Here is a 19,754-nt window from a genome sequence, read left to right on the forward strand (position 1 = left end):
GGATGGCCGTCAGGCCGGCTCATGCCGGTCAGGAGCCGCACAAGATGTTGGGAACGCGCCGGACACCGACGCGGCGTCGATGCGCGCCGACAAGAGCAACCGAACCGTGGCTGGCCACCTGGGCGATCGTGTGCGCGATGCTCGGTCTGCTGGCGCCTGGCGTGCGGGCGCAGGAGGAAGCGCCGATCGGCGCGGCGGCCGAGGACGCGGAGCCGCAGGATGCGGTCGCGGGCGGGTTGAGCGTCGAGGAGGCGCGTCGTCTGCTCGCGGAGCCTCTGCCTGATGCGCCGGACGCGCGCTACGCGCTGTTGCAGCGGCAATGGCCGGCGGCGCGGCGCATCGAGGATCGCGCACGACAGATCGAGATCGCCAAGTCTCTGATGACGCTGGGCCGTGGTCGGCCGGACGGCGAGGGCTGGATCCGGCTCTACCTCATCACCGAATACACCTGGGGCAGCTCCGGCGCCGCGCTGGCGGCCTGCGAGCCGCTCATGGCCGACAGGCAGCTCAGCGCGTCCGCCCGCGCGGGCGTCGCGCTGCGCCAGACCTACTTCCTGGCCAACGGCGGACAGGACCGCAACGTGATGCTGCGCGCCTGGAGCCGCGCCGACGCGCTGGCGGCGGAGGCGCTCCGGCAGCAGCCCGGGTTGCCGTTGACGATTGATCGCCTGCAGGTGCGCTCCGAAGTCGAACGCCTCACCGGCGACGGCGCGGCGGCGGTGGCGACGCTGCGCCAGGCGGTCGCGCGTTCGCGCGAACTCCTGCGGACGGCGGACGGCGCGCGCGTCCCGGCGGACACGCTGCGGGCCTGGCAGGGCTGGCTGGACGGCTCGCAGGGGATGCTGGTCTACGCGCTGGTCGCGCAGGGCCGCACGCGCGAGGCGGCCGACATCGCGCAGGACAACCTCGCGCTGTGGCGGGCGGGGCAGCTCGAGGACGGCCTCGGCGCGCGCTGGCACTACCGCGCGGCGACCGCGCTCAACGCATCGCAGCAGCATGAAGAGGCGCTGGCCGCCGCGCGTCAGTCCGAGGCGATGCTCGCGAAGGCGAATGCGTCGGCGGCGAGCCAGACGCGCTGGCTCGCGCGCCAGGAGATCGTGCGGGCGCTGCTCGGCCTCAAGCGCTGGACCGAGGCCGACCAGGCCTATCGCCAGTTCCTCGACGAACTCGGCGCCGACGGCGTGGCGCGCAGCCGCGCGCAGGACAACCGGCTGAGCGCGCTGCTCGCCGCCAAGGCCGGGCGGCTGGACGAAGCACTGGAGACCGCCGAGCGCACGCTGCGCTACCGCACGCGGATCTACGGCCAGGACCATCCGCAGACGCGCGAGAGCGCCGGCGTGCGCGCCGTCGTGCGGCTGCTGCGCGGCGACACGGGCGGCGCGATGAGCGACTACGAGCAGCTCTTCGCCGCCACGCTGGACCGCAGCGACGGCTGGGTGGATCTGGACGCGCGGGGCTTCCGCGGTTTCGTGCTCGGGCTGGCGTTCGACGAGTTCCTCGCGCAGGCGGCGCGACGAGCGGTCGCGGGCGAGGTCCTGCCGCCGGCCACGGTGGATCGCGCGCTGCAGATCGCGGACCGCCGCAAGCTGGGCAGCACGCAGCGCGCGCTGGCGGACAGCACCGCGCGCATGCTGGCGGCGACGCCGGAACTGCGCGGCCTGCTGGACCGCGAGCAGACGCTGCGCAAGGCCGCGTCGGGGCAGTACAGCCAGGTGGCCGCGCTGATCGCGGACGAGGACAAGCTTCGCAAGGAGGTCTCCAGCGAAGCCTTCAAGGCGCTGCCGAAGGAGCAGCGCAAGCCGCGCGAGGACGCGCTGAAGGCGCTGCGCCAGCAATTGCAGTCGCAGCAGGGCGCGGCCGCCGCGGCGCGCGAGGCGCTCGCGACGCAGCGGCAGCAGTTGGCCGCGGCCTATCCCGCCTACGCCGACCTGATCACGCCGGCGACGCCGGGCGCCGCGGCGCTGAGCGCCCGCCTGCGCGCGGGCGAGGGATTGCTGGTCGTCCACGCGCTCGACGATCAGACGTTGATCTGGCTCTTGCGCGCCGACGCGCCGGCGCAGTTCCGCGTGATGCCGCAGGGCGCGGCGACGCTGGCCCGCCGCGTGAAGACGCTGCGTGAGCGCCTCGATCTCAGCGCGATGCCGGCGGGACGGGAGACGCCGCTCGCGCAGGCGCTGCCGGAGTTGCACGCGCTGCATCGCGAGCTGCTGGCGCCGCTGGACCGGCAAGGGCTGCACACGCTGATCGTCGCGGGCGACGGACCGCTGGCCGGGCTGCCGTTCGCGGCGCTCGTGACCGAAGCGCCAGCGGCCGGCCGGCCCGTGGCCTGGCTGTTGCGTCAGCACGCCGTGGTGCAACTGCCCTCGGGCGCGTCGTTGCAGTCGCTGCGTCGCGGCAGTCCGACGACGCCGGCGCCCAAGGCGCTCCTCGGCTTCGGCGATCCCGTGTTCGATCGCGGGACGGGCCGGACGTCGGCGCCTGCCGCGGCCATCTTGCAGACCAAGTCCAGCGCGAACGCCCGACATCTGCTCGCGCCGACGCCGACGCGCGCGGCGGGCAGCTACGACGCGCAACTCGGTTTCCGCTATGCCGACATCCCGCCGCTGCCCGAGACGCGCGCGGAGCTGCTCGCCATCGCGCGCGCGCTCGGCGCCGATCCGGTCGTCGACCTGCGGCTGGGCGCGGCGGCGACGCGCAGCGCGGTGCTGGCGACGCCGCTGGCCGATCGTCGCGTGCTGGCCTTCGCGACCCACGGGCTGATGCCGGGCGAACTGCCGGGCATCTCGAAGCCGGCGCTGGCGCTGGCCGCCGAGACGGAGGAATCCGCCTCACCGCTGCTGGAACTCGACGACGTGCTCACGCTGCGCATGACCGCGCAGTGGGTGCTGCTGTCGGCCTGCAACACGGCCGCCGGCGAGCAGGGCGGCGCGGCGATGTCGGGCCTGGTACGCGGTTTCTTCTTTGCCGGTGCGCGCTCGGTGCTGGCGACGCATTGGGCTGTGGAATCGGCCTCCGCCGCCGCGCTGACCGGCGCGGCGCTGCAGCCCGCCGATACTCGCGCCGGCGGCCTGCGCCGGGCGCAGCTGCAGCTCGCCGACGGCCAGGAGGGGCAGGGCCGCTGGACGCATCCGTATTACTGGGCGGCCTACGCGCTGTTCGGCGATCCGGCGCAGTGATGATGTCGCCCGCCGCATTCATTCGCGATGAACACACCATGACGACAACGATGACACACGTGCTGAGGGAGGCCGCGCTGATCGCGGCGATGACGATGGTCTCGCTCGCCGCGCACGCGCAGGCCTGCGAAGTGGCCGCGCTGGCGGGCGATGCGACCCGTGTCGTCGCGGGCCAGACGCAGCCGCTGAGGCTAGGGGACAAGGTGGGCGAGGGCGCCCAGCTGCGCACCGGCGACAATGGCCGCGTGCGGCTGCGCTGCCCGGACGGGTCCAGCCTGGTCGTCGGCGATCGCAGCCAGCTGACCTTGACCCGGCTGAACCTCGGCATCGACGCCGGCACGGGCGTGATGCCCGGTTATTCGGACGGCGCGCGCGACGTGTCCCTGCTGCTGGAACGCGGTCTGCTGAGCCAGAAGGTCACGCCGTCCGGCTCGGGCAAGTGGGAAGTCCGCACCCCGTCGGCGGTGACGGCGGTGCGCGGCACCGAGTTCCTCGTGGAGGTGGGCGAGAACGAGCAGACCGCGGTGCTGGTGCAGTCCGGCCAGGTGGCCGTGCTGCCGGGACCGCGCGCCGCGGGGCGGACCCGCGGGCTGGGCGCGCAACTGCCGGTGCTCGTCGATCGCTCCGGCGGCACGGATTGCGAGGTGTCGCAAGGCTGCACCGCCGCGACGCAATGGCCGGCGGACCGGGTCCGCGCGGTGCTGGACCGGTTGTCGGGGGTCTGATGGCGAGCCCGTCGCGACGCCGGGACCGCGTGTCTTCGAACGCCTCGCCCGGCGTACCTCCGGGATCGAAGTTGCGCCGCCACCAGGGCGGTGCATGGCGCTGGCCGTCGCGCTGGGCCTGGGCGCAACTGATCGTCGCGCTGCTGGTGACGGGGGCCGTGGCGATGCTGTGGCTGTCGCGCCTGCAGGCCGGGCCTCTGGCGCGCCTGGACGGCGTGGTGCAGGACGCGCAGGTGCAGTGGCGCGGTCGGATCGCGCCGGGGACGACGTATCCGATCACGCTGGTGCGCTTCGACGACGCCAGCGCCGCGCGCTTCGGCGGCATGGCGCCGGGACGTCCGCTGCTCGCGGACGCGATCACGCGGCTGCAGGCCGCCAAGCCGCGCCTGATCGCCGTCGACATGCTGCTGCTCGATGCGAAGCCGGACAGCGATGCGGCGCTCGCCGCCGCGATGCGCGGCGGTGTGCCGGTGCTGCTGCCGTTCGCGTTGCCGCCCGCCGCCCACCCCAGCGGCAGCGATGCCGGCGCGTCCGCGTCCGCGTCTGCTGCCGCGTCTGCTGCCGCGACTTCGGCTTCAGCGTCGGCTTCGGCCTCTTCGCCTTCCGGGGACCTGCCGACCGGCCTGCTGTCGCAGGCTTTCATGCGCGCCGAAGGGACGCCGCGCAGCGCGCTGCTCCCGGAGCGCGCCGACGCGCCGCCGGAGCCGCTGCTGTCGGCGGCGAAGTCGCTGGGCCATGTCCAGGCGGAGCGCGAGGTGGACGGCAGCCTGCGTCACGACCTGCCGGCCCTGTCGCTGGACGGCGAGGTCTATCCGTCGCTGGCCGTGCGCATCGCCGGCGACGCCATGCGCCAGCCGTGGTCCGAGGCCACGCTGCGCTGGAGCCGCGACATCCGCTGGGGCACGCTGCAGGTGCCGCTGGACCTGCTGTCGCGGCAGGGCGTCAACTACTACGGCCCGGCCGGCACCTTCCCGTCGGTGACGATGGCCGACCTCGTCGACGGCAAGGTGCCCGAGGACGCGCTGCGCAACCGCATCGTGATCATCGGCGTGTCGGCGCTGGGCGCCGGCGACCATTTCCCGAGTCCCTTCGACGCCGGTCTGCCCGGCATGGAACGGCTGGCGACGGTCGTCGACAACATCCTGACCGGTCGCTCGCTGACGCGACCGCCGTGGGCCGCGCTCGCCGAATCGGGCGCGCTGCTGGTGCTGCCGCTGCTGTGCGCGCTGCTGCTCGCGCGTGGGTCGCTGTGGCGCGGGCTGACGATCGTGGCGCTGCTGGTCGGCGGCGGGCTCTACGGCGCGCAGTGGGCCTTCGAGGAAGAACATCTCGTCCTCTCGCTCGCCTACCCGCTGCTGGCCGTGACAGCGGCGAGCCTCGCCGCGCTGACGCTGCGGGCGCTCGCCGATCAGTCCCGGCGGCGCGAGGCGCTGCGGCGCCTCACCGTGAGCGAAGAACGGTACGCGCTTGCCGCTCAGGGCGCCAACGACGGGCTATGGGATTGGGACATCGCGTCGGACCAGCTCGACGTCTCGGCGCGCTGGCTCGCGCTGATGGGCGACGCACGGGGCGCGGACGAGCAACCGGCCGGCGCGAAGCGCGGCTTCTGGCGATTCGGGAAACGAGCGGCGTCAGCGGACGCCGCACGTGGCATCGAACGCTTCACGCGCCCGCTGGACGAAGCGGCGGCGGGTCTGTTGCGCGCGGACCTCGACGCGCATCTGCAAGGCCGCAGCTTCCAGTTCCACCATGTGCTCCGCTTCGAGCAGGGCGGGCAGGCGCGGGCATTGCTGGCGCGCGGTGCGGCCGTGCGCCGCGACGGCAAGCCGGTGCGCATGGCCGGCTCGCTGACCGACATCAGCGAGAACGAACGGCTGCAGGCGCAGGTCGCGCACGAGGCCATGCACGACCGGCTCACCGGGCTGCCCAACCGCGCGCTGTTCGTCGAACTCGTCGCGCAGCGGCTGGCCAATCCGACCCCCGGCGTCCCGGTCGCCGTCGCGCTCGTGGGCCTGGACGATTTCCGCGCGTTCAACGAGCGCCACGGCCTGCTGGCCGGCGACGCCGTGCTGGTCGAAAGCGCGCGGCGCCTGGCCGGCGGCTCGGGCCGCACGGCGCGTGCCGGACGCGTCGTCGCGCGACTGGGCGCGGACCAGTTCGGCGTGCTTTTCGAGGCGCGCATCGAAGCCGGCGCACTCGTCGACCGCGTGCCCGAATGGGCGCTGGCGCGCATCGAGGAACCGTTCCTGTTCGACACCGTCGACGCCGGGCAGGGCACCGGCGCGCATCGGCTCACCGCCTGCGCCGGCTGGGCCTACACGGGGCAGGGCAACTTCAGCCCGGACGACCTGATGGCCGCCGCGGAAAGCGCGTTGGCCCGCGCCAAGGCCGCCGGCGCGGGTCATGCGCGCCTGTTCGATCCGGCGCAGCAACTGGTCGAGCAATCGCGGCGCTGGGTGAAGGAGAACATCGCGCGCGGCCTGGAGGCGGGCGAGTTCCAGCTCCACTACCAGCCCTTCGTGAAGCTGTCGGACCGGACGCTGCTCGGCTTCGAGGCGTTGATCCGCTGGAAGCATCCGACGCGCGGCATGGTGATGCCCGGCGACTTCATCCCGGTGGCGGAGGAGAGCGGCCAGATCGTCGAGATCGGCCGCTGGACGCTGATCGAGGCCGCGCTGCAGCTGCGACGCTGGCGCGAGATCGGCTTCAAGGGCGAGATCGCGGTGAACGTGTCGGGCGTGCAGCTGGAGCGCGACGACGAACTGCTCAACGACGCCCGCGAGACGCTCAAGGCGCTGGGCGACGTGCCGGCCTCGCAGCTCAAGCTCGAGGTCACGGAGAGCATGGCGATGGCCAATCCGCAGCGCAGCGCGGAGGTGCTGCAGGAGCTGGCCCGGATGGGCTTCAAGCTGTCGATCGACGACTTCGGGACGGGGTATTCGTCGCTGGCCTATCTGCACCGCTTCCCGTTCGACACGCTGAAGATCGATCGCAGCTTCGTGATGCGGCTGGGCGCCGGCCGCGAGTCGCGCGAGATCGTGCGCACCATCGTCGGCCTGGCCGACGCGCTCGGCAAGCAGACCCTGGCCGAGGGCGTGGAAGAGGAGGCGCAGGCCGTGCTGCTGGAAGAGCTCGGCGTGCAGGTGGCGCAGGGCTGGCTGTTCGCCAAGGCCCTGCCGGCGGACGAGGCGAAGCGGCTCATCCAGACGGTGCCGTGGAAGAGGCCCGGCGCTTGAAGAGCGCCGGCACCGGGCCCCCGGCCCGGCGCTGACACTGGCGCCGGGTCGCTTCCCCCTGGCCCGTCACTTCACGGTGAAGGTGCCCACGACGACGCCGTCGCCGCGGCCGCTCAGGCGCAGGACGATGTCCTTGTCCTGCTGCCGCGCGGTCGCGAAGCCGGTGGACAGGCGGACCATGATCGTCGTCGACGGCGCGATCACCTGCTGCCGGTGGCCGAAGAAGTTGGCCTGCACCGTGTAGGTCCCCGGCTTGGCCACGCGCAGCGAGAACTCCTCGGGGCCGTAGCCGCCGGTGAAGTCGCGCGACATGCGTCCGCCCTGGCGCGTCAGCACGTTGCCGTAATACGCGCGTTCGCCGTCGGGATCGGTCACCCACAGGTCGATGTCGGTGTTGTCCGCGTCCCAGCTCATCACCACGCGCAGGGCCAGCGGCAGCGGGCGGCGCAGCCGCGCGTCGATCGCCGACAGGTCCAGCTTCCTGCCTTGCAGCCGGGAGCGTTCGGCGATCGCGTTCAGTTCGGCCAGCGCGATGAGCTCGACGTCGGGGAAACGGTTCTGCCAGGGCCGGTTCACGACCTCGGCGAGCAGGTCCACCGCGCGCTGCGGCTCGCCCGCGTCGGCCCAGGTCAGCCCGAGGTCGCGGTAGGACTGCGGCTCGTCGGGCGCCAGGCGCAGCACTTCCTCCAGGATGGGGATCGCGTCGCGCGGACGGCCCGCCTGCTTCAGCCGGTAGGCCAGGATGCGCAGCAGCTGGCGGTTGCCCAGGTCCATCTCGGCCAGGTTGGACAGCACGCGCAGCCCCAGCGCGGTCTGCCGGCGTTCGATCAGGCGGTCCGCCACGTCGAGGAAGAACGCCGAGCTGCGCAGGTAGGACGGCTTCTCGTCCAGGTAGATCGCGTAGAGGTCCTTGTCGGCGGCGCTCTTCAGGCGCTGGGCGTAGACCTCGTTGGGCTGCCAGGGGCGCAGCGCGATGTCGCCGTCGCCGGCCGTGCGCGACGGCGCCTGTGCTGCTGCCGCGGGCATCGTCTCCGCGGCAATGCGCTGGGACCGCGACGCCTCCGCGATCGGGCGAATGGGGGCCGGTGCGACCGGGGCCGCCGCGGGCGGGGGCTCGGGCGGACGAGCCGACGTGGCGGGGGCGGGGGCGGGCGTCGCCGGCGCCGCCATGGGCGCCGGTCTGAACTCCTGCGGCGCAGGCGCGGGTGCTGGCATCGGCGCTTGAACCATGACCGGCACGGACACGTCGCGCCGGTTCTTCCCCGCGATCTGCTCGGCCATCTGGCGCGCGGCGGCGCGCATCGCCGGCGTCTCCGACCACCACAGCACCTTGTCCTCGAAGCGCTGGATCACGTCGCGGCGGGCCTCGGCGCGATCGCTCTGGCGCGTCGCCGTCCGCGTGGCCATCAGCCGTTCCCATTCGGCGCGCAGGTCCTCGGGTGGCTCGATGTCATGGCGCACGTAGTCGGCGGCGGCGTCCAGCACGATCAGCGAGGTCTCCCGCGTCACCAGCCCGAAGTCCATGCCCAGCCGGCGGATGGCCTGACGCTGGGCCGCGCGGTCCGCGTCCAGTCGTCCGAGACGGAAGCTCGCCCAGCGATAGGCGGCGAGCCCGACGACGGCGGTGGCCTCGGCAGCCTCGGCCGGGTCTGACGACGTCGCCGCCGCCGCAGGTTCGGGGGCGGTGACACGCAGCGGCACCGTGATCGTGCGCGGCGCGCCGCCTGGCGTCGAGAGCTGCAGCTTCATCGTCGCCTGTGGCTGCGTCATGACGCCGGCGATCAGCAGACGACCTCCCTGCGGGTGGATCGATCCGGTCTCCCACTCGCCGGCGCCCAGCCCGCTGACTTCCAGCACGCGTGGCCGTTCCTGGGCCATCAACCGGACGGCCTCGGCGGCGTCCGTCGTGAGCAGGTCCGCGTAGGCGCCGCCGCGCGATTCAGCGGTGCGGCGCAGGGACGCTTCGGCCGCGCCGGCTGAGGCGGAGAACGCGAACAGCGGTTTGCCGGTGGCCGGCAGGCCGCCCGCGCCCCAGGTGCCTAGGCCGTCGGTGAACAGCAAGGTCACGTCGCTGCCGTCCGGGGTGTCCATTGCGCCCAGGGCGGTCGCGCCGTCGTACGGCACGCGCTCCAGACGCTGTCGAAGCGCGCGCCAATCGCCGTCCCGGATGACGAAGCGTTCCACCGGTTCGGCGTCGTTGCGGACGACCTTGAGCCGCACCTCGACCGAACGCAGCGTCCGGAACCATTCGTCCAGGAGCGCGAATTCGCGGTCATGATCCCGGGCGGCGCCCGACGCGGACGCGTCCCACACCAGGCCCACCGTGCGCGGTACGGGTCGCGGCGACGGCGCGGCATCGAGCGGCACCTCGGCCAGGACGTAGGTCTTGCCCTTGAAGCGTTCGGTGGTCACCGCCGGCGAGGCGAGGCGGGCCGGCAAGGCGATGCGCAGTTCGCCGGAGGCCTCGGCCCCGTCGCGCTGCGCGCGCAGGCGGCTGCCGCCGTCCGGCATCGGCACGACAGCCAGCGGCTCCGGCCCCCAGGAGGCGTTCAGCTGCGACGGCGAGGCACCGTCGATCCGCACGTCCACCGCCAGGCGGTCGACGGCGCCGTTGAACTGCAGAGGAAGGCGCCAGACCGGCGCGGCGTCGGCACCGGCGCTCTCCAGCGATTCCCGGATCTCCAGCACCACGCGACGCGTGCCGCCCGCGGGCAGCGGATAGACCTGCAGCTTGTAGAAGTTGCCCTCGGTGACTTCGAGCAAGGCCGGGTCGACGCGTTGGCGGATCGTGTCCTCGTAGACCTGGCGGCCCTTGGCCTTCTCCACCGGCACGGCGCGCCGCAGCACCCCGTTGATGTCGAGGGCGAACCCGGTCACGGTCTGACCGCCGCTGAGCGGGAACTGCAACTCTCCGGACAGCACCCGGGCGTTCGGATTGAACAGCGTGAGCTCGACGCGCGACACTGCGGAGCTGCCGCTGATGCGGCCTTGCACCGACACCTGCCGCAGCCGGATCGGCGTGCTGGCGTCCGCCGCCTGGATCGAGATCCAGCGCACCGGCGGCGAGATCGGTGGCGATACCGGCGGCGGCTTGATCGGGGGAGGCGGCGGCGGCATGACCGGCGACAGCGCCATCCCGGCGCTCGCGCCCAGCAGCAGGGCCAGGGCCGCGGCGGCGCGGCGAAGCGCGCCGCTCAGGCGGCGCGATCGGTGATTCAGCATGCGATGTCTCCCTCGAGGGGCGCCGGTCCGTCGCCTGCGCCCTGAACGCCATGTTGCCGGCGGCTCACGCCGCCGGCGCCACCGGGTTTCCCTCGGTTCCGGGAGGAACGCGGCCCCGGGCCTCGCGGTTGACGAGTTCCCGGGATCGCGAGGTCAGGCCATGCCCTGATGCCTCAGCAGGGCGTCGATCTGCGGCTCGCGGCCGCGGAAGGCCTTGAAGTTGTCCATCGCGTCGCGCACGCTGCCCATGGACAGGATCTCGTCGAGGTAGCGCCGACCGGTCGTCGGGTTGAACACGCCTTCCTCCTCGAACGCGCTCCAGCAGTCGGCCGACAGCACCTCCGCCCACTTGTAGCTGTAGTAGCCCGCCGCATACCCGCCGGCGAAGATGTGCGAGAAGCTGTGCTGGAAGCGGTTGAACGCCGGCGGCGGCAGCACGGCCACCTCGTCGCGCACCTCGCCCAGCAGTTCCTGCACGCGCGTCTCCGAGCCCGGCTCGGCATGCAGCCGCATGTCGAAGAGCGAGAACTCGATCTGGCGCAGCGTCTGCAGGCCGGCCTGGAAGTTCTTCGCCGCCAGCATCTTGTCGAACAGCGCGCGCGGCAGCGGCTCGCCGGTGTCCACGTGGGCGGACAGCTGCTGGATCACTTCCCACTCCCAGCAGAAGTTCTCCATGAACTGGCTGGGCAGCTCGACCGCGTCCCATTCGACACCCGAGATGCCCGACACGCCCAGCTCCGACACCCGTGTCAGCAGATGGTGCAGACCGTGGCCGCATTCGTGGAACAGCGTCGTGACGTCATCGTGCGTCAGGAGCGCGGGCTTGCCTTCCGCGCCCTGCGGGAAGTTGCACACCAGGTGCGCCACGGGGATCTGCTCGGTGCCCGTGCCCGCCAGGTCCGGCCGCGCCCAGCGGCTGCGGACCTCGTCCATCCAGGCGCCCGGCCGCTTGCCGTTTCGCGCGTAGAGGTCGAGGTACACCTGCCCGATCAGACGGCCGTCGCGACGCAGCTCGCAGAACTGCACCGACTCGTGCCACACCGAAGCCTTCGCCGGCACCAGCTGCACGCCGAACAGGCGGTCGACGATGCGGAACAGGCCCTCCAGCACGCGCGGCAGGGTCAGGTATTGCCGCACCTCCTGGTCGGAGAACGCGTAGCGCGCTTCCTTCAGCTTCTCGGACACGAAGGGCAGGTCCCAGGCCTGCAGGTCGTCCATGCGCAGGCCCGCCTTGGCGAAGTCGCGCAGTTCGTCGAGGTCGCGCTGCGCATACGGCCGGGCGCGACCCGCGAGGTCGCGCAGGAAGGTCAGCACCTGTGCGGGCGAGGTGGCCATCTTCGGCACCAGGGAGGCCTCGGCGAAGCTGGCGAAGCCCAGCAACCGCGCCTCTTCCTGGCGCAGCATCAGCAGTTCCTGCATCAGCGGCCCGTTGTCATGGTCGGGCTTGTCGCCCAGCTCGCTGGCGCGCGTCACGTAGGCGCGGTACAGCCGCTCGCGCAACGCGCGGTCTTCGGCGTATTGCATCACCGGCATGTAGACGGGGAAGTGCAGCGTGAGCTTGTGGGTATCGGGATCGGTGTTGCCGTCCTTCTCCGCCGCGGCGCGCGCGTTCGCGATCACGTCCGGCGGCACGCCCTTGAGCTCCGAGGCCTTCGCCAGGTAGCTCCAGCCGTCGGTGGCGTCCATCACGTGTTCGGAGAAGGCCTGGCCGAGTTCGGCGCTGCGTTCCTGGATCTTCGCGAAGCGCTCCTTGGCTTCGCCCTGCAGCTCGGCGCCGGACAGCACGAAGTCGCGGATCGAATGCTTCAGCAGCTGCGCGCGTTCAGGCGTCAGACCGGGCTGGGCGGCGATCGCCTTGTACTTGGCGTAGAGCGCCTCGTTGGCGCCGAGCGCGGTGTAGAACTCGGTCACCGCGGGCAGCATCGCGTTGTAGGCCTCGCGCAGCGCCGGCGTGTTGGCGACCGCGTTCAGATGACCCACGGCGCCCCAGGCGGTGCCCAGACGCTCGGAAGCGACGTTGAGCGTGCGGGACAGGAAGTCGTAGTCGGCGGGAGCGTCGGACGCGGTGACCTGGTCCAGCGCCTTCTGGGCCTCGGCCAGCAGTTCGGCGACGGCGGGCTGGATGTGCGACGGGTCGATCGCGGCGAAGTCCGGCAGCGACGCGGTGGAGAGCAGCGGGTTCGCGGCGGAAGATGCGGCGCCCGGTGTGGGGCCAGTGTCGGCGGTGGAATCGGTCATGCAGGCCTCGTGAGTCTGACGAAATGCCGGAACAGTGTCTCAGCCTTTCGCGCGCGTTTGCGCGGGAGGTTTCTATCGTGGGGGCGGGGCCCGGGCTATCAAGCCGGGACCGTCCCGCACGAGACCTGCATTCTCTGCCTCAGAAGGTCTCCCAGTCGCCGTCGTCGGCCGCCGGCGCGGGGCGGGGCGGCGGCGGGGCGGATGGCGGCAAAGGCCGCGGAGGCGACTTCGCGGCAGGCGCGGCCGCCGTGGCGGGTTCGGTGGCGGCGCTGTTGGGAGACGGCGACGCCGATGGCGCCTTGCGAGCGAGCGGCGCGGGCGGTGACTTGCGCGCGGCGGTCGAACCGGCGGCGGGCTGCGAAGCCTTGGCGGGGCCGGTCGTCGCGGCGGATGCCGCCGTCGCCGCCGGTCGAGCCGCCGACGCAGGCTTGGCGGTGCGTGCAACGGCGGGCATCCCGTCCGCGCCGAGGCGGAAGACCGACACGATCTCCGTCAACCGATGTGCCTGGTCCTTGAGACTCTCCGCCGCGGCGGCGGATTCCTCGACCAGCGCCGCGTTCTGCTGCGTCATCCGGTCCAGCTGCACGACGGCGTCGTTGACCTGCGCGATGCCGCTGCTCTGCTCCGTCGACGCGGCGGTGATCTCGCCGATGATGTCGGTCACCCGCTGCACGCTGCCGACGATGTCGCTCATCGACTCGCCCGCCGCCTGCACCAGCCGCGAGCCGGCTTCGACGCTGGTCACGCTCGCGCCGATCAGCGTCTTGATCTCCTTGGCCGCCTCGGCGCTGCGCTGCGCCAGCGAGCGCACCTCGCTCGCGACCACCGCGAAGCCGCGGCCCTGCTCGCCCGCCCGAGCGGCTTCGACCGCGGCGTTCAGCGCCAGGATGTTGGTCTGGAACGCGATGCCGTCGATCGTGCCGATGATGTCGTTGATCTTGCGGGAACTGGCGGTGATCTCGTCCATCGTCGAGACCACCTGACCGACGACCTGACCGCCGCGCGCCGCCGCGCTGGAGGCGCTCGACGCCAGCTGGTTGGCCGTCTGCGCCGCGTCGGCGGTCTGGCGCACCGTCGCGGTCAGTTCCTCCATCGACGACGCGGCCTGCTGCAGGTTGGACGCCGTCTCCTCGGTGCGCTGCGACAGGTCCTGCGAGCCGATCGCGATCTCGCTGGACGCCGTGGTGATGGAGTTGCTCGCCGACCGCACGTCCAGCAGGATGCGCTGGATCTTCTCGGCGAACAGGTTGAACGAGGCCGCAATGCGACCGACCTCGTCGCGGCCGCCGGCCGGCAGGCGCTGCGTCAGGTCGCCGTCGCCGGCGCTGATGTCGTCGAGCGCGGCGCGCACGCGGTCCACGCCGCTCAGCATCGCGCTGATCGTGCCGGTCATCGCCAGCGCGGCGACCGCCATCATGATCAGCGCCGTGATCACCGCCGTGCGCAGCAGCGCGCCGAGCGAGGCCAGCGCCTCGTCCTTCTTCGCGGCGACGAACAACTGCCAGTCCGTATCGGCGATCGGCGTGCCGCTGACCAGGAAGACGTCGCCGCCGACGTTGGCCTCCACCCAGCCCGCGGCGGGATCGAGCGCCGTGGCCAGCGCCTGTGGCGTCAACTGGTCGGAGACGGCCGTGGCGTCCTTCAGCGCCAGCTTGGCGTCGGGGTGCGCGACGATCTTGCCGTCCTTGGACATCAGGAAGGCGAAGCCGCCCGGCGTCGGCTTGATCGCCTGGACCGTCGCGACGACGTCGTCCAGGAACACGTCCGTCGCGATCACCGCCTTGGTGGCGCCGCCGCTCTTGTCCGCCGCGGCGAAGGTGACCACCAGCCGGCCCTTGGAGGCGTCCATGTAGGGCGCGGTCAGCACGGTGCCGGAGGCGGACGCCGCGCCGGTGTACCAGGGGCGCCCCGTGGGGTCGTAGTCGGCCGGCAGGTTCTGCGGCGTGTTGAAGACGATCTTCTTGTCGGCGAAACCGACGTAGGCGGCTTCGAGCCGCCCGGATTTCGCCGCCTGCTGCAGCAGCGGCACCGGATCGGCCGCCGCGACGGCCGGCTGCAGGGACGCGACGATGTCGCGCTGCGAGCGGACCCACTGGCGGATCGCGTCGGAGCGCGCCGCGGCCAGTTCATCGAGGGATTGGGAGACCTGCTGGCGGGTATGGCCCCGCACGGTCACGTAGTTGGCGACGGTGATCGCCAGCAGGGTCAGGGCGACGATGCCGACGCCCAGCGCGATGAGGCGTGTCTTGATCGAGTCGAACATGAACGGGCTCCTTGGCTGCTGCCGATTGCCTGTCTGCCGACGCCGGGCTTTGCGCTCTCAGGCGTCGCCTCCACGATCCGCTCTCTCTGTCTCTCTCCATGGCGCGCGCCGCTGCGGCGCGCACCGACCAGAAAAAACGCCCGGACTGGCCGGGCGTTCTGTCGTTCGGTCAGGCGACCGTCATCGCATCCATCAGTCCCATGTCCGCGCTGGACATGAGGCCTTCGATGTCGATCAGGATCAGCATGCGCTCGGCGACGGCGCCGATGCCCATGATGAAGCTGGTGTTGACGGTGCTGGCGCTGAGTTCCGGCGCCGGACGGATCACGTCGCGGTTCAGCTCCAGCACGTCGGACACCGAGTCCACCACCGCGCCGACGACGCGGTTCTTGACGTTCAGCACGATCACGACGGTGAAGCTGTTGTATTCAGCCGTGGCGCAGCCCAGCTTCAGGCGCAGGTCGACGATCGGCACGATCACGCCGCGCAGATTCACGACGCCCTTGATGAAGTCGGGCGCGTTGGCGATGCGGGTCGGCTGCTCGTAGGAGCGGATCTCCTGGACCTTCAGGATGTCGATGCCGTATTCCTCCTGACCCAGGCGGAAGGTCAGGTACTCGCCGCTGGCGGGCGCGGCATTCGCGGCGCCGTGCGGGACCAGCGCGCTGGAGTTCGCTTGCACGACTTGCGTGCCGGTTTGTTGGACGATTTCCATGTGTTGACCTCGTGCGGCTGATTAGAAGGTTTCCCAGTCGCCGTCGTCGGCGGTGGTGGCCGGGACAACCGGCTTGGGAGTGGACGGTGCGGGCGCGACCTTGGGCGAGGCCGCGGGCTTGACGACGGCCGGCTTGGCGGCCGTCGTGGTGGTGGTGGTGGACTTGGCGGCCGTCGTGGCCGCTGGCTTCGCCGACGTGGCCTTGAACGCCGCCTTGGCGGCGGCGGGCTTGACCGGTGCGGCCTTGCTCTCGAACTTGGCGGCAGGCTTCACCGGCGACATCGTCGTCGTGGCGCCGTGCGCCGCCGACGCCGACGTGGCTGCTGGCTTCGCCACGCCGTCGGACTTGGCCGTGAAGGCGGTCGCCGACAGCGCCGGCGCATGGCCCGACACGCGGAAGCGGTCGACCACGCCGCCCAGGCGCTCGGCCTGGTCCTTCAGGCTTTCCGCGGCGGCGGCGGACTGCTCGACCAGCGCGGCGTTCTGCTGCGTCATCTGGTCCAGGTTGCTGACGCCCTGGTTGACCTGGCTGATGCCGTCGCTCTGCTCGCTGGACGCGGCGGTGATCTCGCCGATGATGTCCGTCACGCGCTGCACGCTGGAGACGATGTCGCTCATCGTGCTGCCGGCTTCCTGCACCAGGCGCGAACCGGTCTCGACGCGTTCGACGCTGGCGCCGATCAGGGTCTTGATCTCGCGGGCGGCCTCGGCGCTGCGCTGCGCCAGCGAGCGGACCTCGCCGGCCACGACCGCGAAACCGCGGCCCTGTTCGCCGGCGCGCGCCGCTTCCACGGCCGCGTTCAGCGCGAGGATGTTGGTCTGGAAGGCGATGCCGTCGATCGTGCCGATGATGTCGCTGATGCGCTTGGAGCTGGCGTTGATCTCGTCCATCGTCGAGACGACCTGGCTCACGACTTCACCGCCCTTGGCCGCGGCGCCGGAGGCGGAGGAGGCCAATTGGTTGGCGGTGCGCGCCGAGTCCGCGGTCTGCTTGACGGTGCCCGTCAGCTGGACCAGCGAGGACGCGGCTTCCTGCAGGTTGGAGGCGGTCTGTTCGGTGCGGCTGGACAGGTCCTGGTTGCCGGTGGCGATCTCGACCGAGGCGGTGCGGATCGAATCGGCGGCCGTGCGCAGCTGGCCGACCATGGACTGCAGCGCTTCCTGCATGTGGTGCAGCGAGCGCATCAGCTTGGACGCCTCGTCGACGCCTTCGACCGGCTTCATCGTGCGCGACAGGTCGCCTTCGGCGATCGCGGCGGCCAGGGCCTCGGCGTCGGCCAGCGGCGCGCAGATCGTCTGCATGTTCAGCAGCGTCAGCGGCACCACGACGATCGCGGCGAACACCAGCACCAGGCCGAAGGTCCACAGCACGCCGCCCTGGGTGCTTTCCATGCCCTGGCGCATCGCTTCGGACTGCGCTTCGAGCCGCGCGCCGAGTTCGTCCAGCTGCTTCTCGGCCTCGACCACCTGGTCCTTGGCCGGCTGCAGGAGACGGTCGGCGACCGCGGCGTGGTCGTACGCGCCGGCTTCCAGCTGCGTCACGACGTTCGAGGACTTCGCGGCGTAGGTTTCCAGCGCGGTCTGCAGCTTCTTGATCGCGTCCTGGTCGTCGGCGCCGCTGAGCTTGGCGAGTTCCGTCAACTGCTCCGAAGCCTTCTTGCGGGCGGCATCCCACTTCGCGTGGCGGTCCTTGACCACCTCGGGCTTCTCGTAATTGATGATCATGTCCTTCTCATGGACACGGAGCTTGCCCATCGTGCCCGTGAGATCGCCGAGCAGATTGCCGCGCGCGGTCGATTTCTCCAGGAACTCCTGGGTCTGGCCGCGCATCGACTGCATGCCGAACAGGCCGACGCTGCCGACCACCATCAGCAGCGCCAGGACGATGCCGATCGCGCCGATCATGCGGGTCCGGATACTGAATTGACGCATCAACGCGCTGAAATTCATGTCTACCTCTTATGCGTTGGGCGCCGGCCTGCCGGCCGACGTCCGCCCTGATTCAAGAACGCCCGGGGATCTCAATGACGCGAGCGGCGCACCAGGCTGCCCACGTCCAGGATCAGCGCCACGCGGCCGTCGCCCATGATGGTCGCGCCCGAGACGTCCGTCACCTTGCGGTAGTTCGCCTCCAGGTTCTTCACCACGACCTGCTGCTGGCCGAGCAGCTCGTCCACCAGCATCGCGACCCGGCCGCCTTCGGCTTCGACCACGACCATGATCGAGCTGACATGCTCGAAGTCGAAGCGCGGCACGTTGAAGACCTGCTCCAGCTCGACCACCGGCATGTACTCGTCGCGCACCTCGACCACGCGGCCGGAGCCGCCGACGGTCTTGATGGTGTCGGACTGGACCTGGAAGGACTCGACCACCGACGACAGCGGGAGGATGTACACCTCTTCGCCGACGCCCACGCTCATGCCGTCCATGATGGCCAGCGTCAGCGGCAGGCGGACCGAGACCTTCATGCCGTAGCCTTCGGCGGAGTCGATCTCCACCGTGCCGCCCAGCGAGGTGATGTTCTTCTTCACCACGTCCATGCCGACGCCGCGGCCGGAGACGTCGGTGACCTGGTCCGCGGTCGAGAAGCCCGGCGCGAAGATCAGGCCCCAGACTTCCTGGTCGGTCATCGTGTCCGGCGCGTCGATGCCCTTCTCGCGGGCCTTGCGGATCAGCTTCTCGCGGTTCAGGCCGCGGCCGTCGTCGCGCACCTCGATGACGATGGAGCCGCCCTGGTGGGAGGCGACCAGCGTGATCGTGCCCTGCTCGGGCTTGCCCTTGGCGACGCGGTCTGCGGGCGACTCGATGCCGTGGTCGCAGCTGTTGCGCACCAGGTGGGTCAGCGGGTCGGTGATCTTCTCGACCAGGCCTTTGTCCAGTTCGGTGGCTTCACCCTGGGTGACCAGCTCGACCTTCTTGCCGAGCTTGGCCGCCAGGTCGCGCAGCATGCGCGGGAAGCGGTTGAACACGACCGACATCGGAATCATGCGGATCGACATGACCGATTCCTGCAGGTCGCGCGTGTTGCGCTCCAGGTCGGCCAGGCCGGAGGCCAGCTGCTGGTACAGGCCCGGATCCAGGTTGCGGCTGTTCTGCGCCAGCATGGCTTGCGTGATGACGAGTTCGCCGACCAGGTTGATCAGCTGGTCGACCTTCTCGACGGACACGCGCAGCGTGGACTGGTCGGGGCTGGCGCCGCCGGCGCGCGGAGCGACCTCGGTGCGCGCGGGCGCGGCCGGCTTGGCGGCGGGCACCGGCACGCTGGCCTTGGGTGCTTCGGCCTTGGCTTCGGCGGCGGTCGCTTCGGGAATGCCGGGGGCGTCGTCGAAGAAGCCGTAGCCGGGATCCTCGTCCTTCTTGGTCTCCACCGGGGCGCCGGGGGCGCCCTCGTGGAAGCCGAAGCCTTCGCTCAGCGGCAGCAGCTTGACCTGCTCGCGCGAGACGTGGAAGGTGAACAGGTCCAGCAGGTCGTTGTCGGTGCTGCTCGTCAGCACCTTGAAGCGGCGCATGCCGTCGGCGGAGATGCCGCCGTCCAGCGGCTCGATCGTGCCGAGATCGGTGATTTCCTTGAACAGCTCGACGAGGTTGTCGGCTTGCGCGGCGTCGCTCAGCGGACCGACCAGCAGTTCCAGCTGGCGCACGGTCGACTTGATCGGCGCGGCGGCCGGCGCGGCCGCCTTCGGGGTGGGGGCCGGCGCGGCGGCGGCAGGCGCCGGGGCGCGGGCGCCGTCCAGCGTGCCGCCGTCCACCAGCGTGCGGATGCTGCTCAGCAGGGCGGAGGTGTCCACCGCGTCGGCGCCCGAGCCCTGATGCCGGGCCAGTTGCGCCTTCAGCGCGTCGCCGGACTGCAGCAGCACGTCCACCATCGGCGAGGTCGGCGCCAGTTCATGGCGACGCAGCTTGTCCAGCAGCGTCTCCATCTGGTGCGTCAGTTCCGCCACGTCGTTGAAGCCGAACGTCGCCGCGCCGCCCTTGATCGAGTGGGCGCAACGGAAGATGGCGTTCATCTGCTCGTCGTCCGGATTCTCGATGTCCAGGTTCAGCAGCAGCTGTTCCATGTTGTCGAGGTTCTCCCCGGCTTCTTCGAAGAAGACCTGGTAGAACTGGCTCAGGTCGATGCCTGCGCCCAGATTTGCGCCTTCGGAGGTCATATCTCCCATGAATCTCTCCAGCTAGCCT

The 19,754-nt window shown here is 71.4% G+C and carries 9 protein-coding genes; 3 read left to right on the forward strand and 6 right to left on the reverse strand.

What is annotated here, in order from left to right:
- Window positions 1-137: 137 nt before the first annotated feature.
- From ACQZ13_RS08405 to ACQZ13_RS08415, 3 genes are all read left to right on the forward strand, one after another.
- Window positions 138-3,176: a CHAT domain-containing protein gene (locus ACQZ13_RS08405; protein ID WP_431050997.1), complete on the forward strand. Its 3,039-nt coding sequence runs from the start codon at window positions 138-140 to the stop codon at window positions 3,174-3,176.
- A gap of 38 nt (window positions 3,177-3,214) precedes the next feature.
- The gene (locus tag ACQZ13_RS08410; RefSeq protein ID WP_431050999.1) at window positions 3,215-3,901 is read left to right on the forward strand and encodes a FecR family protein; all 687 of its coding nucleotides are present in this window, start codon (window positions 3,215-3,217) and stop codon (window positions 3,899-3,901) included.
- A gap of 71 nt (window positions 3,902-3,972) precedes the next feature.
- The gene (locus ACQZ13_RS08415; RefSeq protein ID WP_431051001.1) at window positions 3,973-7,137 is read left to right on the forward strand and encodes an EAL domain-containing protein; all 3,165 of its coding nucleotides are present in this window, start codon (window positions 3,973-3,975) and stop codon (window positions 7,135-7,137) included.
- A gap of 66 nt (window positions 7,138-7,203) precedes the next feature.
- Here ACQZ13_RS08415 and ACQZ13_RS08420 read toward each other — a convergent pair whose 3' ends face one another.
- From ACQZ13_RS08420 to ACQZ13_RS08445, 6 genes are all read right to left on the reverse strand, one after another.
- Window positions 7,204-10,359: a VIT domain-containing protein gene (locus ACQZ13_RS08420; RefSeq protein WP_431051003.1), complete on the reverse strand. Its 3,156-nt coding sequence runs from the start codon at window positions 10,357-10,359 to the stop codon at window positions 7,204-7,206.
- Window positions 10,360-10,512: 153 nt separating this feature from the next.
- Entirely contained in the window at window positions 10,513-12,597 is a 2,085-nt protein-coding gene (locus ACQZ13_RS08425) for a M3 family metallopeptidase (RefSeq protein ID WP_431051005.1), read from the reverse strand.
- 139 nt (window positions 12,598-12,736) lie between these two features.
- Entirely contained in the window at window positions 12,737-14,860 is a 2,124-nt protein-coding gene (locus ACQZ13_RS08430; RefSeq protein WP_431051007.1) for a methyl-accepting chemotaxis protein, read from the reverse strand.
- A 169-nt stretch (window positions 14,861-15,029) separates the two neighbouring features.
- Window positions 15,030-15,575 (reverse strand): chemotaxis protein CheW, encoded by a 546-nt coding sequence (locus tag ACQZ13_RS08435; protein ID WP_088403372.1) that lies wholly within the window; start codon window positions 15,573-15,575, stop codon window positions 15,030-15,032.
- Between the two features lie 21 nt (window positions 15,576-15,596).
- Window positions 15,597-17,525, reverse strand: a complete 1,929-nt coding sequence (locus ACQZ13_RS08440; RefSeq protein ID WP_431051010.1) for a methyl-accepting chemotaxis protein — start codon at window positions 17,523-17,525, stop codon at window positions 15,597-15,599.
- 71 nt (window positions 17,526-17,596) lie between these two features.
- Window positions 17,597-19,735, reverse strand: a complete 2,139-nt coding sequence (locus ACQZ13_RS08445; protein WP_431051012.1) for a chemotaxis protein CheA — start codon at window positions 19,733-19,735, stop codon at window positions 17,597-17,599.
- Window positions 19,736-19,754 lie beyond the last annotated feature (19 nt).

Origin of the sequence: Roseateles sp. L2-2, assembly GCF_050613215.1 — a bacterium.
GTDB classification, from domain to species: domain Bacteria; phylum Pseudomonadota; class Gammaproteobacteria; order Burkholderiales; family Burkholderiaceae_C; genus Roseateles; species Roseateles noduli.

Bases quoted from the DNA above. Each gene is read 5' to 3' on its own strand.
- ACQZ13_RS08440 (WP_431051010.1), bottom strand. From the start codon at position 17,525: ATGAATTTCAGCGCGTTGATGCGTCAATTCAGTATCCGGACCCGCATG.
- ACQZ13_RS08430 (WP_431051007.1), bottom strand. From the start codon at position 14,860: ATGTTCGACTCGATCAAGACACGCCTCATCGCGCTGGGCGTCGGCATC.
- ACQZ13_RS08435 (WP_088403372.1), bottom strand. From the start codon at position 15,575: ATGGAAATCGTCCAACAAACCGGCACGCAAGTCGTGCAAGCGAACTCC.
- ACQZ13_RS08410 (WP_431050999.1), top strand. From the start codon at position 3,215: ATGACGACAACGATGACACACGTGCTGAGGGAGGCCGCGCTGATCGCG.
- ACQZ13_RS08425 (WP_431051005.1), bottom strand. From the start codon at position 12,597: ATGACCGATTCCACCGCCGACACTGGCCCCACACCGGGCGCCGCATCT.
- ACQZ13_RS08445 (WP_431051012.1), bottom strand. From the start codon at position 19,735: ATGGGAGATATGACCTCCGAAGGCGCAAATCTGGGCGCAGGCATCGAC.
- ACQZ13_RS08405 (WP_431050997.1), top strand. From the start codon at position 138: ATGCTCGGTCTGCTGGCGCCTGGCGTGCGGGCGCAGGAGGAAGCGCCG.
- ACQZ13_RS08420 (WP_431051003.1), bottom strand. From the start codon at position 10,359: ATGCTGAATCACCGATCGCGCCGCCTGAGCGGCGCGCTTCGCCGCGCC.